The sequence below is a fragment of the Enhydrobacter sp. genome (assembly GCA_025808875.1).
In the GTDB taxonomy this organism is placed as follows: domain Bacteria; phylum Pseudomonadota; class Alphaproteobacteria; order Reyranellales; family Reyranellaceae; genus Reyranella.
The window spans coordinates 2,405,649-2,420,199 of sequence record CP075528.1 but is presented as its reverse complement, the minus strand read 5'-3'; the positions used below and the strand labels follow the sequence as shown (position 1 = coordinate 2,420,199).

Genomic DNA, 14,551 nt, shown 5'->3' with positions numbered 1-14,551 from the left:
GGCGCGCCTAGAGGTCGAGGTAGATCTCCGCGCGGCGGTTGGCGGCCACGCCTCGCGCGGTGTTGGTGGCGTAGACCGGCTCGTCGTCGGACGCGGCCTCGGCGACGATCGCGCCGCGCGGCACCCCCATCCGCATCAACGAATTGGCGATGGCGAGCGCGCGCCGGCGCGACACCTCGTAGTTGCCGCGCTCCAGCGCGCCGGACGACGCGGCCGTCACGTCCTGCGAGGCATGCGCCACGATGCGAATCGTGCCGCCGTTTTGCTTCTGGATCTTGGCGACCCTCGACAGAACCGCCTCGTCGTTGCCGCCCAGTCCCGACGACGAGCGGCCGAACTGGATCACGGCGACCTGCACCTGCCCGCTGAAGGGCGGCGACTTGATGGCGCTGAACGGCACCTCGCCCGAGATCGCCTTGGCAATGTCGGCTTTCGTTGCCGGGGCGGGGACCGGGGGCGGTTCGGCGGCAGGAGTCGTAGACGGCGTGGCTTGGACAACGGGCTGTGAAGGCGGCGGTGGCGGAGGTGGCGGCGGCGCGGCGACCGTGGGTGGCGGCGGTGCCGGAACCGGTGCGGTCTGGACGGCCACGGGCGGCGGAGGTGGAGGCGGCGGAGGGGGTGCGACAGCCGCCGTCTGGACGGTCGGCGGCGGCGGTGCCGACGGCGCGCTCGCAGCGGGCGGAGTCCAGCCCGGAGGGGGCTCGAAAGCCTTGTTGGGGTCGGCACGCCGTGGCGGAGGCGGCGGAGGTGGCGGCGGCGGTGCGGCCGCCATGCGCGGTTCGGGTGCCGGCGGAGGCGGCGGGACGGCAGCGGCCGTCACGGCGGTCGTCGACGGAGCTGTCGCGGCAGGTGGCGGAGGCGGCGGCGGGGCAGCGACCACGGGATTGACCGCTTCACTGCGGTCGGGCGGCGTCCAGCCCGGCGGCGGTTCGAACGCCTTGTTCGGATCGACGCGGCGCGGCGCCGGCTCGGGCGGTGGTGGTGGTGGTGGTGGTGCCGCAGCCATCCGGGGTTCAGGCGCCGACGGCGGAGGGGGCGGCGGTGTCGCCACGGCGGAAGCGGTCGCCGTTTCGGTGGCTGGCGACGGCGGAGCGGCAACGACCGGATTGATCGCCTCGCTGCGGCCTGGCGGCGTCCAGCCCGGTGGCGGTTCGAACGCCTTGTTCGGATCGGCCGGCCTAGGCGGAGCTGCCGCGACAACCGGTGCCGTCGTCTCTGCGGGGGGCGGCGGCGGCGTTGCCGCCGTCGTCACGGTTGCGGCAGGAGGCGCAGCAACGGACGCCGCCTCGGCGACCGGAGGAGCCGACGGCGGCGGCGGCACCGCCGCGGTCGTCACGGCGGCAGGGGGCTCCACCGCGGCCTGCGCCGGCGGTTGCGCGGTGCGGCGTTCGGCGGCCTCCTTTTCCTGCTGCTGCTCGCGTTCGCGGGCCTCGCGCTCGGCCTGGTCGCGTGCCTGACGCGCTTCCCGCGCCTCGCGGTCGCGCTCGGCGGCCAGCTTGGCGGCCTCTTCCTTTTGGCCCTGCTGTCCGCCGCGCGCGGCGACGACCGAGCCGATCTGCGCTCCCTGACGCCTCGTCTCGTCGACCGGAGCCACTGCGGTATCGTACTGCCGTCCCGAACTCGCCGACGGCAAGGCGCCGCTCGCCGCCACCTGGCGCTCGGCACCGGGCCGAACTTTCGCGCTGTTGGCCGGGCTGTCGCGATCGCAGCCCGCCAGCAGGGCGGCCGCCGACACGCCCGCAAGCAGGCCAGACAAACGCATCCTACCAATCATGCCCTTGTGCCCTCGCATCCCGCTCCTCGTGTCTAGCGAAGCCCGAGAGGAAAATTGACCCCCGGGTTGTCGCAGCCTACCTAAGGGGGAAGGCTAGGCGATCCGGGAAAATGCCCGACGGTTCATTACCGGGCCGCTGAAAATACCGCAAGAAACGCGGCAAAGCCAATGATTCGTAAAGGGAAACGCATGTCCGAGACGTCGTCCCCACGGTCCACGCCAGGCACCCTCCCCGGCCTCACGCCGGCCGAGCAGGAGAAAATGCAGGCCGCCTTTCAGGATATCGCCGAGCGCAGCCAGAAGCTGCTGAAGGACTTCGCCGAGCGCTACCAGGCCGACGGCACGCAACCCGCCGATCCACTCAAGCTCACCCAGACCTTCATGGACTTCACGGCCAGGATGCTGGCCGACCCCAACAAGCTCCTGCAGGCGCAGATGGAGTTGTGGACGCAGTACATGCAGCTCTGGCAGGTCACGGCGCAACGCATGATGGGCCAGAAGGTCGAGCCCGTCGCCGAACCCGCCAAGGGCGACAAGCGCTTCAACGATCCGGCGTGGAAGGACGAGGTGGTCTTCGACTACCTCAAGCAGTCCTATCTGCTGACGGCACGCTGGCTGCAGCATACCGTCAAGGACGTCGAAGGCGTCGACGACAAGACCGCGCAGAAGGTCGACTTCTACACCCGCCAGTTCATGGACGCGATGTCGCCCAGCAATTTCGCGCTGACCAACCCCCAGGTCGTCAAGGCGACGATGGAGAGCAAGGGCGAGAACCTCGTCAAGGGCCTGCAGAACCTGCTGACCGACCTCGAGCGCGGCAAGGGCCGGCTGGCGATCCGCCAGACCGACATGAACGCATTCAAGGTCGGCGGGAACGTCGCGACCTCGCCCGGCAAGGTGGTCTACCAGAACGAGCTGATGCAGCTCATCCAGTACGCGCCGCGCACGGAAGAAGTCTGGCAGATGCCGCTGCTGATCGTGCCACCCTGGATCAACAAGTTCTACATCCTCGATCTCAAGCCCGAGAACTCCTTCATCAAGTGGGCGACCGAGCGCGGCTACACCGTGTTCGTCATCTCGTGGGTCAACCCGGACGAGAAGCTGACCCAGCTCGGCTTCGAGGAGTACATGAAGCGCGGCCCGCTCGCCGCCCTCGATGCCATCGAGAAGGCGACCGGCGAGCGGCGCGTGTCCGCCATCGGCTACTGCATCGGCGGCACCTTGATGGCGACGACGCTGGCCTACATGGCGGCGCGACAGGACGACCGCATCGCCGCCTGCACGTTCTTCACCGCCCAGGTCGACTTCACCGAACCCGGCGAGCTCGGCGTCTTCATCGACGAGGATCAGCTCGCCGGCATCGAGCAGGTGATGGAGAAGAAGGGCTATCTCGACGGCACCGAGATGGCGACGACCTTCAACATGCTGCGCGCCAACGACCTGATCTGGTCGTTCGTGGTCAACAACTACCTGATGGGCAAGGATCCCTTCCCCTTCGACCTGCTGTTCTGGAACGCCGACGCCACGCGCCTGCCGGCGGCCATGCACAGCTACTACCTGCGCAACATGTACCAGAAGAACCTGCTGGTGCAGCCGGGTGGCCTCGTGATCGACAACGTGCCGATCGATCTGCGCAAGGTGTCGATCCCCGTCTACCTGCAGGCCGGCAAGGAGGATCACATCGCGCCGGCCAGGTCGGTCTACAAGGCAACGCAGCTCTTCTCGGGGCCGGTCCGCTTCATGCTGGCGGGCTCCGGCCACATCGCCGGCGTCGTCAATCCGCCGCACGCGAAGAAATACCAGCATTGGCTGAATGAAACCGCGAAGAACCCGCCGACGCTCGCCGAATGGCAGGCCGCGGCCAGGGAGTTCCCCGGCTCGTGGTGGAACGACTGGGACGCGTGGCTGTCGGAGAAGTCGGGAACGAAGGTGCCGGCACGCGTGCCGGGCACCGGCGGCCTGCCGGCGATCGAGGACGCGCCGGGATCGTACGTCAAGGTGCGGCTGATCGACTGAGCCAAAGCCAGGGCTTGGGTCGCGCGCTGCCGCATCGAACCGTCAGCCGCGCCTCAGCCGGTCGGCCATCCTCTCGGCGATCATCACCGTCGTGAGATGCGTGTTGGCGCGCACCACCTCGGGCATGACCGAGGCGTCGATCACGCGCAGCCCCGACACGCCGATCACGCGGCACTCGGGATCGACGACGGACGTCGCCGCGTCGCGCGGTCCCATGCGGCAGGTCCCGCTGGCGTGCTGGGCGTCGGAGCACTCGGCGAACATCCAGTCGTCGATCTCCGCCGGACTCATCTCCTCCTCGATCGATCGGCCCGTCATGCCGTAGTCGACCCGCGTCGTGATGGCGCGAACGGCGTCGTGCCGTCCCAGCGCGCGCAGGCGGCGCACGCCGTCGCGCATGCGCACGAGGTCGCGTTCGTCCGACAGCATGCGCTCGTCGATCCGTGGATCGATCGCCGGGTCGGCGGTCGTGATCGCCACCCTGCCCTGGCTGAACGCCTGGTAGACCGAGACGACCAGCCGGCCCTTCGACGTGTCGCCGCCGCCCAGCGACACGAGGTTGCCGGCAATGACGATCATGTCGTTCTCGCCGGCACCGCCGAGGCCGGACGAGTAGCGCAGGCAGCAATTGGTGTGCCGGTGCATCATGGTGCCGACGCGCGCCCCGTCCCCAAGATGCAGGTAGAGCGTCATCGCCGGATGATCGAGCAGGTTCTCGCCCGTCGGCAGGTCGGCGATCACGGCGATGCCGAGCGACTTCAGCAGCGCGGCGGGCCCGATGCCCGAACGCTGGAGCACGGCCGGCGAATGGATGGCGCCGGCGCACAACAGCACCTCGCGGGTGGCGCGCGGCGTGAAGACCTGGCCGTCGACGCTCACCCGCACGCCGCTGGCATGCGGCCGGTTGCCCTCGAACTGAAGCGTCGACACAAGTGCGTTGCCGACGATCCGCAGGTTGGCCCTGCCGCGCGCCGGCTCGAGATAGCCGTCGTTGGTCGAGACGCGCACGCCGGCGCGGCTGTTGATGGCGTAGGGCGAGGCGCCGGTGCCGGCCGGCGCGTTGTGATCCTCGCACCAGCCGTAGCCGAGACCGATGGCCGCGTCCTTGAGCGCCCGATCGACCGCACCCCAATCGTGAACCGGCGCACGGTAAACCGGGATCGGGCCGGAATTGCCGTGGTACGGCGCGTCGCCGAAATTGACGTCCGTCTCGAGCCTGTTGAAGTAGGGCAGCACCTCGGGCCAGCCCCAGCCGGCGCAGCCCATCTCCCGCCAGCGCTCGAAATCGTCGGGCACGCCGCGGATGGCGATCTGCCCATTGATGGTCGAGCTGCCGCCAACAGCCCGGCCGCGCCAAAGGAGCTTCGGCTCCTGCCGCTCGGTGCGGCGCGCCATCAGGGTCGGCCAGCGATAGCCGTCGTCGGCGATCGCCCGCATCGGATTGGGGATGCGAATGTGCTCGGGCGTCTCGGCCGAACGGAAGTCGCGGCCCGCCTCGAGCAGCAGCACGCGCACGGCCGGATCCTCGCTCAAGCGCGCCGCCAGCACGGCGCCGGCCGATCCGGCGCCGACGACGATGTAGTCGTATTCGCGGGCGATCACGCCCGCCCTACTCCGCCGCCCTGGGCCGTTGCTGGGCGAGATAGGTCTGGGCGAGCGCGACGTAGTTGGCGGCCGAACGCCGGAAGCGCTCGATGTCCCGCTCCTCGATGTCGCGCATCTTGACCGCGGGATTGCCGGCCCACAGCTCGCCCTTGCGCACGATCTTGCGCGGCGTCACCACGGCGCCGGCCGCGACCATCGCCCCGGTCTCGACCACCGCCTCGTCGAGCACGGTCGAGTGCATGCCGATGAAGGCGTCGTCCTGCACTTCGCAGGCGTGCAGCAGCGCCATGTGGCCGACCGTGACGTTGCAGCCGACCGTCGTGCCGACACCGCGCGCGGCGATGTGGATCACCGTGCCGTCCTGGATGTTGGAGCCGTCGCCGATCCGGATCGGCGGGCCGTCGGCGCGCAGCACCGCGCCGAACCAGATGCCGCACCTCGCGCCGATCGTGACGTCGCCGACCAGGGTGGCATTGGCGGCGATGAATGCCGACCCGTCGACCTTCGGCAAAATGCCGTTGAAGGGAACGATCAGGCCGGCCATCGCCTCTCGGCTTAACGCTTGGAGAACTGGAAGCGGCGGCGGGCGCCGGCGCGACCGTACTTCTTGCGCTCGACCACGCGGCTGTCGCGCGTCAGGAAGCCGCTCGACTTCAGGGCGCTGCGCAGCGCCGGCTCGAACTTGGAGAGCGCCTGGGCGATGCCGTGGCGCACCGCGCCGGCCTGGCCCGACAGGCCGCCGCCGGACACCGTGGCGATCACGTCGAACTGGCCGTTGCGCTGGCTGACGTCGAACGGCTGCTGGATCACCATCTGCTGGGTCGGGCGCGCGAAATAGACCTTCTGGTCGCGGCCGTTCACCGTGATCTTGCCGGTGCCGAGCTTGACCCACACGCGGGCGACGGCGTTCTTGCGCCGGCCCGTGGCGTAGGCGCGGCCCTGCCCGTCGACTTCCTTCTCGCGCACCGGAGCGGGCGCCTCGACGCCGGCAATCGGCGCCTTCTTCAGTTCGGCAAAGGACGAAAGTTCGGTAGCCATATCAGCCGATCCTCGAATTCTTGCGGTTCATCGCGGCGACGTCGAGCTTCTCGGGCTGCTGCGCCTCGTGCTCGTGGTTCGGGCCCTTGTAGACGCGCAGGTTCTTCATCTGCGCGCGGCCGAGCGGACCGCGGGTGATCATGCGCTCGACGGCCTTGACGATGACGCGCTCGGGAAAGCGGCCTTCCAGGCGCTTGCCGAGGGTCTCGCCCTTGATGCCGCCAGGATGGCCGGTGTGCCAATAGAAGACTTCGCGCTCGGCCTTGCGGCCGGTCAGGCGCACCTTCTCGGCATTGATGACGACGATGTTGTCGCCGCAATCGACGTGCGGGGTGAAGGTCGGCTTGTGCTTGCCGCGCAGGCGCATGGCGATGATCGTGGCCAGCCGGCCGAGCACCAGCCCGTCGGCGTCGATCAGCACCCACTTCTTCTGCACGTCGGCAGCCTTGGCGCTGCGGGTCTGGTTGGTGAGGGTCTGCATGGGTCTTTCTTCCGTGAGCGGGCGCTTATGGGGATGCCGCCGTGGAATGTCAAATCATGAGAAAAGATGTCTATATTATAGCGTGTTAGATGTGAGGTATTATAATACCTCATCTTATTGCCCTGCTCCCACTTGTCATCCTGAGCGAAGCGAAGGGTCCCACGCTGACCCCACCTCCGTTGACCACCCTGCCAGGTCCTTCGCTCCGCTCAGCACGACCTAGGACCGTGGCGGAATCGCATAGGTGACGGTGGCGTGCGCCACGGGGTCGACCTTGCCTTCGCTCCAGATCGTGAAGTCGCCGACCGCCAGCGTCTTGCCGAGCTTCATCAGCCGGCCCTCGCCCAGCAGATCGGCGGGCTCGGGCTTGCGCATGAAGTTGATGTTGAGGTTGGTCGTCACCGCCAGCGCGACCGGACCGAGCCGCCCGAGCAGCAGCAGATAGAAGCCGCAATCGACCATCGCCATCAGGGTCGGCCCGGAGATCGTGCCGCCCGGACGCAAATGCCGCTCCGCCGTCTTCTGGCGCACCCGGATCGTCGTGTCGGTGAGATGCTCGATCGAGATGCCCTGCGGCGCCTGCGGGAACGCCTCCTTGAGGAACCTGTGCAGTGCATCGACAGTCATCGCCGGCATGACGCCCCTCCCCTCATCCCGTACACTGGCGTCATGTCAGCCGCTCCCAACGAACCGGTCCTGCTGCGACGCGACGAGGGTCGGGTCGCCATCCTGACCCTCAACCGTCCACGCGCCATGAATGCCCTCTCGGGCGAGCTTATAGACGCGCTGCAGGCGGAATTCGACAAGCTCGCCAAGGACCGCGGCGTACGCTGCGTGGTGGTCGAGGCGGCGGGCGATCGCGCCTTCTCGACGGGACACGACCTGCGCGAGGTCGCCGCACTCGCCGGCCGCGACGCCGCGCACGATCTGGTGCGGCGCTGCTCGGCGATGATGCTCGCGATCCGCAACCTGCCGCAGCCGGTGATCGCCAAGGTCCAGGCGGTGGCGACGGCCGCCGGCTGCCAGCTCGTCGCCGCCTGCGACCTCGCCGTCGCGTCGAGCGCGGCGACCTTCGCCACCTCGGGCATCGTCAACGGCCTGTTCTGCGGCACGCCGTCGGTGGCGGTCGGCCGCACCGTCGGCCCCAAGCGTGCGCTCGACATGCTGCTCACCGGCCAGTTCGTCGATGCCGCGACGGCGCTGCGCGACGGCCTCGTGAGCCGCGTGGTCGCGCCGGCCGACCTCGATCGCGAGACGCTCGATCTCGCCAACCGCATCGCCAGCCAGCCGCCCGGCCAGATCGCGGCGGGCAAGGCGATGTTCCACAGGCACATGGAAATGGACGTGGCGCGCGCCTACGGCTTCGCCACCGACTTCATGGCGGACGCACTGCAGACCGAGGACGCGCGAGCCGGTATCGACGCCTTCGTCGGCAAGAAGCCCGGGCCGGAATGGACGGGGCGGTGACCACGCCGGCTCGGCGATCTGCCCTTCATCGGAGATCAGGAGAAAATCGGTTTCACGAGCTGGAGGAAATACGAGCCGCCAGCCAACACTGTTCCGATTCTCAGGCACCAGCTCAGACCGGGTCCCCATTCCGACTGGGCGTTCCTCAGTCCCTCGATGGCTTCCTTGTGCTTGTCACGCAACAGCGGATCGAAAGGGGCGATCTTCGCCAGCTTGGCGACCAGAACGCCATACCTCGCAGCATAGAAAGCCGGAAATGCGAGGAGCACGACTCCGAGGAAGCCCAATGCGTTCGCTGCCACGTCCATGCCCGTCAGGCGCTCCCGTCGCGCTCGTAGGCTTCGTTCAGGGCGAGTTGCGTGTCTTTGAGCCCTTCGAACGGATCCGGATGGGCTCCGCCTCCTTTGAAGTCCAGGGCAACGGCGTCCACGATGCGCACGTGAGTCGCATCGATCGGTGAGGCAAACACGAATCCCACGGTTGCCCCACATACTTCTGCGTAGCGATTGACGGTAGCGATGTCCGGAAAGCCGCCGCGCGCACTCTCGAGCCTGGAAACGAACGCCTTGTCCCAGCCGGTGCGGGCAGCAATGTCGCTCTGGGCCAAACCTGCACTTCTGCGCAGGCCGACCAGTTTCATGCTGAGTGATCGCCGCGACGCCGTTTCGTCCCAAATTTTCCGAACATCCGGCCGCGTCGCCAGTACTTCACCTTCCACTTCTTCGAGGGAGGTAAATTTCGGCTGACCGGTCAACTTCTTCGCCTTGGTCATGACACTACTCCCGGCCTCGAACGATGTGGATATCCGTTGGAGCCTTGGACAACACGGCAGCGGCTGCCTTCATCGCCGCAAATTTCTTCGTCTCCTCCGAAGCGGTCGAATATGCGCCGACATCTGCCACCACAATCACATTGGCGTTGGCCGGATCCACGACGAGGATGGCCGCCAGATCGGGAAAGTCAGCTTCGAGCAGGTAGACATCCCATCGATGGTCGAGAACCGCAAAATGCCGCTCGCCCTTCAAGCCGTAGCTTCGGACTCCATCCAACCCCAAGGTAATCTCCGCATACGCCCGGGGAGAAAGGGCTTTGATCGCTTCGACTGCTTCAGAGGTGCATCGGACTTGGGGCAAGAAAGATCGCCTTAACATAAGCAGGTTGATTCAGAAATCAACCCGGATCACTTACGCCGAAACAAAAATTATACTACTTTCAGTAGTCGATATCTAAAGCTTCCGCTACCCAACAAATCTACCGATTGCCGGTCATCGGCGACCATCCTGAGCCACTCCCCGGTCAGGCCTCGAAGACCAAACACGTCGTCGTGGCATGGGCGAGCAGGCGGCCCTGACCGTCCGTAAGGCGACCCTCGGCGGTGCCGACGCGTCGTCCGCTGTTCAAGACGATGCCCTCCGCCCTGATCGTCCCGGTCTCGGGCGTGACCGGACGCATGAAGGAGATCTTGAACTCGAGCGTGGTCTGGGCGAGCCCCTTGTCCAGCGTCGTCAGGACGGCGAGCCCCATGCAGCTGTCGAGCAGCGTCGCCGACAGGCCGCCATGCACCGTGCCTGAGGGATTGAGGAGATCGGCATTCGGCTGCGCCGTTATCACCACGCGCCCTTTGTCGGCCTCGACGATGTCGTAGCCCAGGGTCCTGGCAATGGTGTTGAGCGGCAGCGTGCCGTTCACCAGCCCGCGCACGAACTCGAGCCCGCTCATCTGCCGGCGCCGCTCCGCCGGGACGGTTCCGTAGGTCTTGTTAGTGGTCATCCCTTTTCCCTAGCGAGCCGCGTCCGGCAAGGCTCGCGGGATTCGGACATCAACACTGTCGTCCCGAGGCGAAGCCGAAGGACCTAACAGAACAACCAACGACTCTGCTGCGGCGTCAGGTCCTTCGCTTCGCTCAGGACGACAAGAAAGATTACTGCCGCCAGTCGGTGCCCCTGCCCTCGATCTGGCGGAGCGCCGCGCGCCAGTCGGCCATGCCGAACTCCGGCGAGGCGCGCTGCGCCTTGGCGCGCTGGCCGTAGCTCTCGATCACCTCGGGCTCGATCGGCACCGGCTCCTCGCCGAGGCTGCGGGCGATGATCTCGACCTCACAGGCGCGCTCCAGCATGTACATGCGCCGGAGTGCCCCGGGGATGGTGGCGCCGACGGTGAGCAGGCCGTGGTTGCGCAGGATGACCGATTCGCCCTGCTGGCAAGTCACGCCGAGCGCGTCGCATTCCTCCTGCGAGGCCGGCATGCCGTATTCGTGGTAGGCGAGCTCGTCGTAGACGGCGAGCGCATCCTGGGTGATTGGCCTGAGCCCGCGCTTCAGCACCGAGATGCCGGTGCCGGCGCGGGTGTGGGTGTGCATCACGCAGTTGGCGTCGGGCCGCGCCTTGTAGACGCCCGAGTGGATGGTGAAGCCTGCCGCGTTGAAGGCGCCACCCTTGCTGTGGACGTTGCCGTCGGTGTCCATCTTCACCAGGCTCGACGCCGTGATCTCGCCGAACAGGTCGCCGTAGTTGTTGATCAGGAAGCACTTCGGCTCGCCCGGAATGCGCACCGACAGGTGCGTGTTGATGGTGTCGGTCCAGCCGTACATGTCGGAGATGCGATAGAGCGCGGCGAGGTCGCAGCGCGCCTGCCACTCCGCCTCGGTCATGTTCGCCCGATCCTGCATCATCGTGTCCATCGCCTGCTCCTTCGCCCGAGCCGCCTCGAAACCATGTTAGTCTAGGCGAAGCCGTGCCGGGGTGCGACCGCAGGCTGCGCCCGGCGCGCAAGCCCGCTATGCGATCGTGGGCGGCATCGCGGTTGCGTTCAGGCGTCGTCCCGGTGGAGGAGTGGCTCGTGACTGGCCGACCGTTTCATCTCGCATGGTTCCTCCAGGGCTCGAGCGCGCAGGCCTGGGGCGAGGCGTGGACCGGACACATCGGCACGGGCTGGATGCGGCCCGAGCTGTTCCTCGATCTCGCGCGGTCGCTCGAGCGCGCCTGCTTCGACTACGTGCTGCTCGAGGACTCTTCCTATGTCGGCGAGAGCTTCGGCGGCTCGACCGAGATCTACCTGAAGAAGGGCCTGTCGGTGCCGCGCCAGGATCCCTCGGTGGTCGCCGCGCTGATGACGCAGGTGACGTCGCGCATCGGCATCGTGCCGACCTTCGGCACCTACGCCTATCATCCCTATCTGCTGGCGCGCCTGGTGGCGACGCTCGACCAGGTTTCGGGCGGGCGCATCGGCTGGAACGCCGTGACCGGCAGTTCCGACATCGCGGCGATGAACTTCGGCATGCAAGGCATGCCCGAGCACGACCTGCGCTACGAGATGGCTGACGAATACATGGAGGTGTGCCGCGGCCTGTGGGGATCGTGGGAACCCGGCGCCATCGTCGCCGACCGTCGGGGCGGCATCCTCGTCGATCCCTCGAAGGTCCATGCGGTCAACCACGACGGCCGGTATTTCCGCACGCGCGGGCCGCTCAATTCCGGCCCGGCGCCGCAAGGCCAGCCGGTGATCGCGCAGGCCGGCGGCTCGCCGCGCGGCCGCAGGTTCGCCGCCACCCACGCCGACACCATCGTCGTGCACGCCAAGGGCATCGAGGCGATGAAGGCCTATCGCGACGACGTGCACCGCTACATGGTCGCGCAGGGCCGCAAGCCCGCCGACTGCAAGATCCTCTTCCTCATCAATCCCATCCTCGGCGAGACCACGGAGGAGGCGCTGGAGCGGCGCAAGGCGCGCCAGGCGCTGTCGATGGTGAAGATCGACGAACGGCTGGCGCATTTCGGCAAGGTGACCAACATCGACTTCGGCCGCTTCGATCTCGACAAGCCGCTGCCCGACGACGTCACCACCAACGGCCACCAGCAGAACCTCGAGCAGTTCCGCAAGGTCGCCGCCGGGCGTTCGATCCGCGAGACCATGGCGAGCTACAACGCCGTCGACCTCTCCATCGAGCTGGTCGGGACGTGCGACGCGGTCGCCGCGCGCATGGGCGAGGTCATGCAGGAGGTCGGCGGCGACGGCTATCTCTTCTCGATGCCCAACGTCCATCGCCGCACCTTGGCCGAGATCGAGGACGGGCTGGTGCCGGCGCTGCAGGACCGAGGCCTCGTACGCAAGGCCTACGAGCACGCCCACTTCCGCGACAACCTGCTGGCCTTCTAGTCGCCGGCGCCGAGGCCCTTCATGTAGGTCGAGGGCACGACGCTCTTCACCGACTGCGCCCGCTTGGCGAGCCAATAGGCCTGCGCCGGCGGCACCGAGCCGAACTGCGCGTCGACCCCGAGCTTCTGCGCCGCGTCCATCGGCCAGTTCGGGTTGTAGAGCAGCTCGCGGGCGAGCGCGATCAGGTCGGCCCGCCCCTCCCGCAGGATGCGCTCGGCCTGGTCGGCATGCACGATCAGCCCGACCGCCATGCTGAGGATGTCGGCGTCCTTCTTCAGGCGCTCGGCATAGGGCACTTGGTAGCCGTAGGTCACCGGCCCGGCGCTCACCACCGGCGAGCCGCGCATGCCGCCCGAGCTGCAGTCGATCACGTCGACACCCTTGGGCTTGAGGATCCTCGCCAGCGCCACGCTCTGGTCCGGGCCCCAGCCCGAATCGTCCTCGACCGAGAGCCGCACGAACAGCGGCTTGGAAGCCGGCCAGTGCGCGCGCACGCTCTCCACCACCTCTATGGCGAAGCGCATGCGGTTGAGCTCGCTGCCGCCGTATTCGTCGTTGCGCACGTTGGAGAACGGCGAGAGGAACTGGTGGATCAGGTAGCCATGCGCCATGTGGAGGTCGAGCACATCGAAGCCCGCCTCATGGGCGCGCCGCGCCCCCTGCCCCCAGCGCTCGATCACTTCGGGGATCTCGGCCCGCGTGAGCGCGCGCGGCGCGGGATCGCTCTCCGGCGAATTGATCGCACTCGACGAGACGAGTTCCCAGCCCTCCCAATCCCAGACATCAGGGGAGTTCTTCAACGGCGCGCCGCCTTCCCACGGCCGGAAGCGGCGCGCCTTGCGGCCGGAATGGCCGAGCTGGATGCCGGGCACGGCATTGTGCCGGCGGATGAACTCGACGCAGCGTTGCAGGCCGGGGATGAAGGCGTCGTCCCAGATGCCGAGATCGCCGACCGTGCCGCAGCCGCGGCGCTCGACCTTGGTCGATTCCATGATCACCAGTCCGGCGCCGCCGGCTGCATAGCGGCCGGCGTTCATCAGGTGCCAGTCGGTGGCGAAGCCCTTGTCCGCCGAATACTGGTGCATCGGCGCCACCACGACCCGGTTCTTCAGCGTCACGTCCCGGATCGAAATCGGTTCGAACAGCAGCGGCTTCGCCATGTATAGTCCCCTCCCCATGCCCGCCGTGAATATGTCCGCCGTGAATATGTCCGCCGTCAATCACGACCGCTACGACGACGCATACTTGCGCAGGATCCTGCGCGACACCAAGACCATCGCCATGGTCGGCCTGTCGGCCAACTGGAATCGGCCGTCCTATTTCGCAGCGAAGTACCTGCTCGACCGCGGCTACAGGGTCATCCCGGTGAACCCGGCGGCGGCCGGCCAGGAGATCCTCGGTCAGAAGGTCTACGCCTCGCTCGACGAGCTGCCGGTCAAGGCCGACATGGTCGACATCTTCCGCAACGCCGAGGCGGCCGGCGCGATCACCGACGAGGCGATCCGGCACGGCGCCAGGGTAGTGTGGATGCAGCTCGGGGTGCGCAACGACGACGCGGCCAGGCGCGCCGAGGCGTCGGGACTGAAGGTCGTTATGAACCGCTGCCCCAAGATCGAGCATTCGCGGCTTGCCGGCACCATCGAATGGCACGGCATCGCCAGCGGCGTGATCTCGAGCAGAAAACGCGCACTTTAACTCTGGCGCAATTTGGCAATCATCGTTTCCAAATCGGAGACGAGCGCGGGTAGCCGGTTTCTGCCGACGTCCCACAGCCGCCTCTCGTCCACGGCGTTGTAGCCATGCGCGAGGAAGTTCCTCTGGCCGATGATCAGGCGCCCGGCGTATCGGGAAAGCGCGAACGAAATTCTTCGGACAGGCCTCGGGCGGCTTCGCCGATGATCTCCAATGTACGTTCGACGGCGCGCACCCGCATTCTGTCGCCGACGAATGCCTCGTAGTCCGTGACACTGGTGTACTGAGAGCACTCACGAGCCGCATCGAGCATATCGATCAGC

At 67.4% G+C, this 14,551-nt stretch carries 17 protein-coding genes; 4 read left to right on the top strand and 13 right to left on the bottom strand.

The genetic code is table 11. From position 1 onward, the window contains the following. Positions 1–7: 7 nt before the first annotated feature. Complete coding sequence (locus KIT25_11975; GenBank protein ID UYN97602.1) at positions 8–1,762, bottom strand: OmpA family protein; 1,755 nt, start codon at positions 1,760–1,762, stop codon at positions 8–10. A 201-nt stretch (positions 1,763–1,963) separates the two neighbouring features. Here KIT25_11975 and phaC point away from each other — a divergent pair, with 201 nt between their 5' ends. Next, positions 1,964–3,790: a class I poly(R)-hydroxyalkanoic acid synthase gene (gene phaC / locus KIT25_11970; protein ID UYN97601.1), complete on the top strand. Its 1,827-nt coding sequence runs from the start codon at positions 1,964–1,966 to the stop codon at positions 3,788–3,790. Positions 3,791–3,832: 42 nt separating this feature from the next. Here the strand turns inward: phaC and KIT25_11965 are convergent, their stop codons facing one another. From KIT25_11965 to KIT25_11945, 5 genes are all read right to left on the bottom strand, one after another. Then, the gene (locus KIT25_11965) at positions 3,833–5,389 is read right to left on the bottom strand and encodes a GMC family oxidoreductase N-terminal domain-containing protein (protein ID UYN97906.1); all 1,557 of its coding nucleotides are present in this window, start codon (positions 5,387–5,389) and stop codon (positions 3,833–3,835) included. Positions 5,390–5,399: 10 nt separating this feature from the next. Then, on the bottom strand, positions 5,400–5,939 hold the full coding sequence (locus KIT25_11960; protein ID UYN97600.1) for a gamma carbonic anhydrase family protein: 540 nt from the start codon (positions 5,937–5,939) through the stop codon (positions 5,400–5,402). Positions 5,940–5,950: 11 nt separating this feature from the next. Further along, positions 5,951–6,433: a 30S ribosomal protein S9 gene (gene rpsI, locus KIT25_11955; GenBank protein ID UYN97599.1), complete on the bottom strand. Its 483-nt coding sequence runs from the start codon at positions 6,431–6,433 to the stop codon at positions 5,951–5,953. Between the two features lies 1 nt (position 6,434). After that, a complete protein-coding gene (gene rplM, locus KIT25_11950; protein UYN97598.1) occupies positions 6,435–6,914 on the bottom strand; it encodes a 50S ribosomal protein L13 in 480 nt (159 codons plus the stop codon). A gap of 219 nt (positions 6,915–7,133) precedes the next feature. Next, positions 7,134–7,550 carry a PaaI family thioesterase gene (locus KIT25_11945; protein ID UYN97597.1) on the bottom strand — a complete coding sequence of 139 codons (417 nt, stop codon included), beginning with the start codon at positions 7,548–7,550 and terminating at the stop codon, positions 7,134–7,136. Positions 7,551–7,583: 33 nt separating this feature from the next. Here KIT25_11945 and KIT25_11940 point away from each other — a divergent pair, with 33 nt between their 5' ends. Beyond that, complete coding sequence (locus KIT25_11940) at positions 7,584–8,381, top strand: enoyl-CoA hydratase (protein ID UYN97596.1); 798 nt, start codon at positions 7,584–7,586, stop codon at positions 8,379–8,381. A gap of 35 nt (positions 8,382–8,416) precedes the next feature. Here the strand turns inward: KIT25_11940 and KIT25_11935 are convergent, their stop codons facing one another. The 5 genes from KIT25_11935 to KIT25_11915 form a co-directional block, all read right to left on the bottom strand. Continuing rightward, positions 8,417–8,689 (bottom strand): hypothetical protein, encoded by a 273-nt coding sequence (locus tag KIT25_11935; GenBank protein ID UYN97595.1) that lies wholly within the window; start codon positions 8,687–8,689, stop codon positions 8,417–8,419. Between the two features lie 5 nt (positions 8,690–8,694). Further along, on the bottom strand, positions 8,695–9,153 hold the full coding sequence (locus KIT25_11930) for a helix-turn-helix domain-containing protein (protein UYN97594.1): 459 nt from the start codon (positions 9,151–9,153) through the stop codon (positions 8,695–8,697). A gap of 4 nt (positions 9,154–9,157) precedes the next feature. Beyond that, positions 9,158–9,514, bottom strand: coding sequence for a hypothetical protein (locus tag KIT25_11925; protein UYN97593.1), 357 nt, complete (start codon positions 9,512–9,514; stop codon positions 9,158–9,160). 163 nt (positions 9,515–9,677) lie between these two features. Next, complete coding sequence (locus KIT25_11920; protein ID UYN97592.1) at positions 9,678–10,151, bottom strand: PaaI family thioesterase; 474 nt, start codon at positions 10,149–10,151, stop codon at positions 9,678–9,680. Between the two features lie 151 nt (positions 10,152–10,302). After that, positions 10,303–11,061 (bottom strand): class II aldolase/adducin family protein, encoded by a 759-nt coding sequence (locus KIT25_11915; GenBank protein ID UYN97591.1) that lies wholly within the window; start codon positions 11,059–11,061, stop codon positions 10,303–10,305. A gap of 158 nt (positions 11,062–11,219) precedes the next feature. Between KIT25_11915 and KIT25_11910 the strand changes: the two genes are divergently transcribed. Next, complete coding sequence (locus KIT25_11910; protein UYN97590.1) at positions 11,220–12,536, top strand: NtaA/DmoA family FMN-dependent monooxygenase; 1,317 nt, start codon at positions 11,220–11,222, stop codon at positions 12,534–12,536. Here the strand turns inward: KIT25_11910 and KIT25_11905 are convergent. Beyond that, positions 12,533–13,696: an NADH:flavin oxidoreductase/NADH oxidase gene (locus KIT25_11905; protein UYN97589.1), complete on the bottom strand. Its 1,164-nt coding sequence runs from the start codon at positions 13,694–13,696 to the stop codon at positions 12,533–12,535. The two genes, KIT25_11910 and KIT25_11905, sit on opposite strands and share 4 nt — an antisense overlap. On the opposite strand from KIT25_11905, the gene KIT25_11900 reads away from it, so the two are divergent. Next, complete coding sequence (locus KIT25_11900; GenBank protein ID UYN97588.1) at positions 13,695–14,231, top strand: CoA-binding protein; 537 nt, start codon at positions 13,695–13,697, stop codon at positions 14,229–14,231. The genes KIT25_11905 and KIT25_11900 overlap by 2 nt on opposite strands. On the opposite strand, the gene KIT25_11895 is transcribed toward KIT25_11900, so the two are convergent. After that, the gene (locus KIT25_11895; protein ID UYN97587.1) at positions 14,228–14,521 is read right to left on the bottom strand and encodes a DUF86 domain-containing protein; all 294 of its coding nucleotides are present in this window, start codon (positions 14,519–14,521) and stop codon (positions 14,228–14,230) included. The two genes, KIT25_11900 and KIT25_11895, sit on opposite strands and share 4 nt — an antisense overlap. Positions 14,522–14,551 lie beyond the last annotated feature (30 nt).

Coding starts and splice junctions, on each gene's coding strand:
- KIT25_11945 (UYN97597.1), bottom strand. CDS start 7,550: ATGCCGGCGATGACTGTCGATGCACTGCACAGGTTCCTCAAGGAGGCG.
- KIT25_11930 (UYN97594.1), bottom strand. CDS start 9,153: ATGACCAAGGCGAAGAAGTTGACCGGTCAGCCGAAATTTACCTCCCTC.
- rplM (UYN97598.1), bottom strand. CDS start 6,914: ATGCAGACCCTCACCAACCAGACCCGCAGCGCCAAGGCTGCCGACGTG.
- KIT25_11900 (UYN97588.1), top strand. CDS start 13,695: ATGTATAGTCCCCTCCCCATGCCCGCCGTGAATATGTCCGCCGTGAAT.
- KIT25_11935 (UYN97595.1), bottom strand. CDS start 8,689: ATGGACGTGGCAGCGAACGCATTGGGCTTCCTCGGAGTCGTGCTCCTC.
- rpsI (UYN97599.1), bottom strand. CDS start 6,433: ATGGCTACCGAACTTTCGTCCTTTGCCGAACTGAAGAAGGCGCCGATT.
- phaC (UYN97601.1), top strand. CDS start 1,964: ATGTCCGAGACGTCGTCCCCACGGTCCACGCCAGGCACCCTCCCCGGC.
- KIT25_11915 (UYN97591.1), bottom strand. CDS start 11,061: ATGGACACGATGATGCAGGATCGGGCGAACATGACCGAGGCGGAGTGG.
- KIT25_11975 (UYN97602.1), bottom strand. CDS start 1,762: ATGCGTTTGTCTGGCCTGCTTGCGGGCGTGTCGGCGGCCGCCCTGCTG.
- KIT25_11960 (UYN97600.1), bottom strand. CDS start 5,939: ATGGCCGGCCTGATCGTTCCCTTCAACGGCATTTTGCCGAAGGTCGAC.
- KIT25_11940 (UYN97596.1), top strand. CDS start 7,584: ATGTCAGCCGCTCCCAACGAACCGGTCCTGCTGCGACGCGACGAGGGT.
- KIT25_11905 (UYN97589.1), bottom strand. CDS start 13,696: ATGGCGAAGCCGCTGCTGTTCGAACCGATTTCGATCCGGGACGTGACG.
- KIT25_11920 (UYN97592.1), bottom strand. CDS start 10,151: ATGACCACTAACAAGACCTACGGAACCGTCCCGGCGGAGCGGCGCCGG.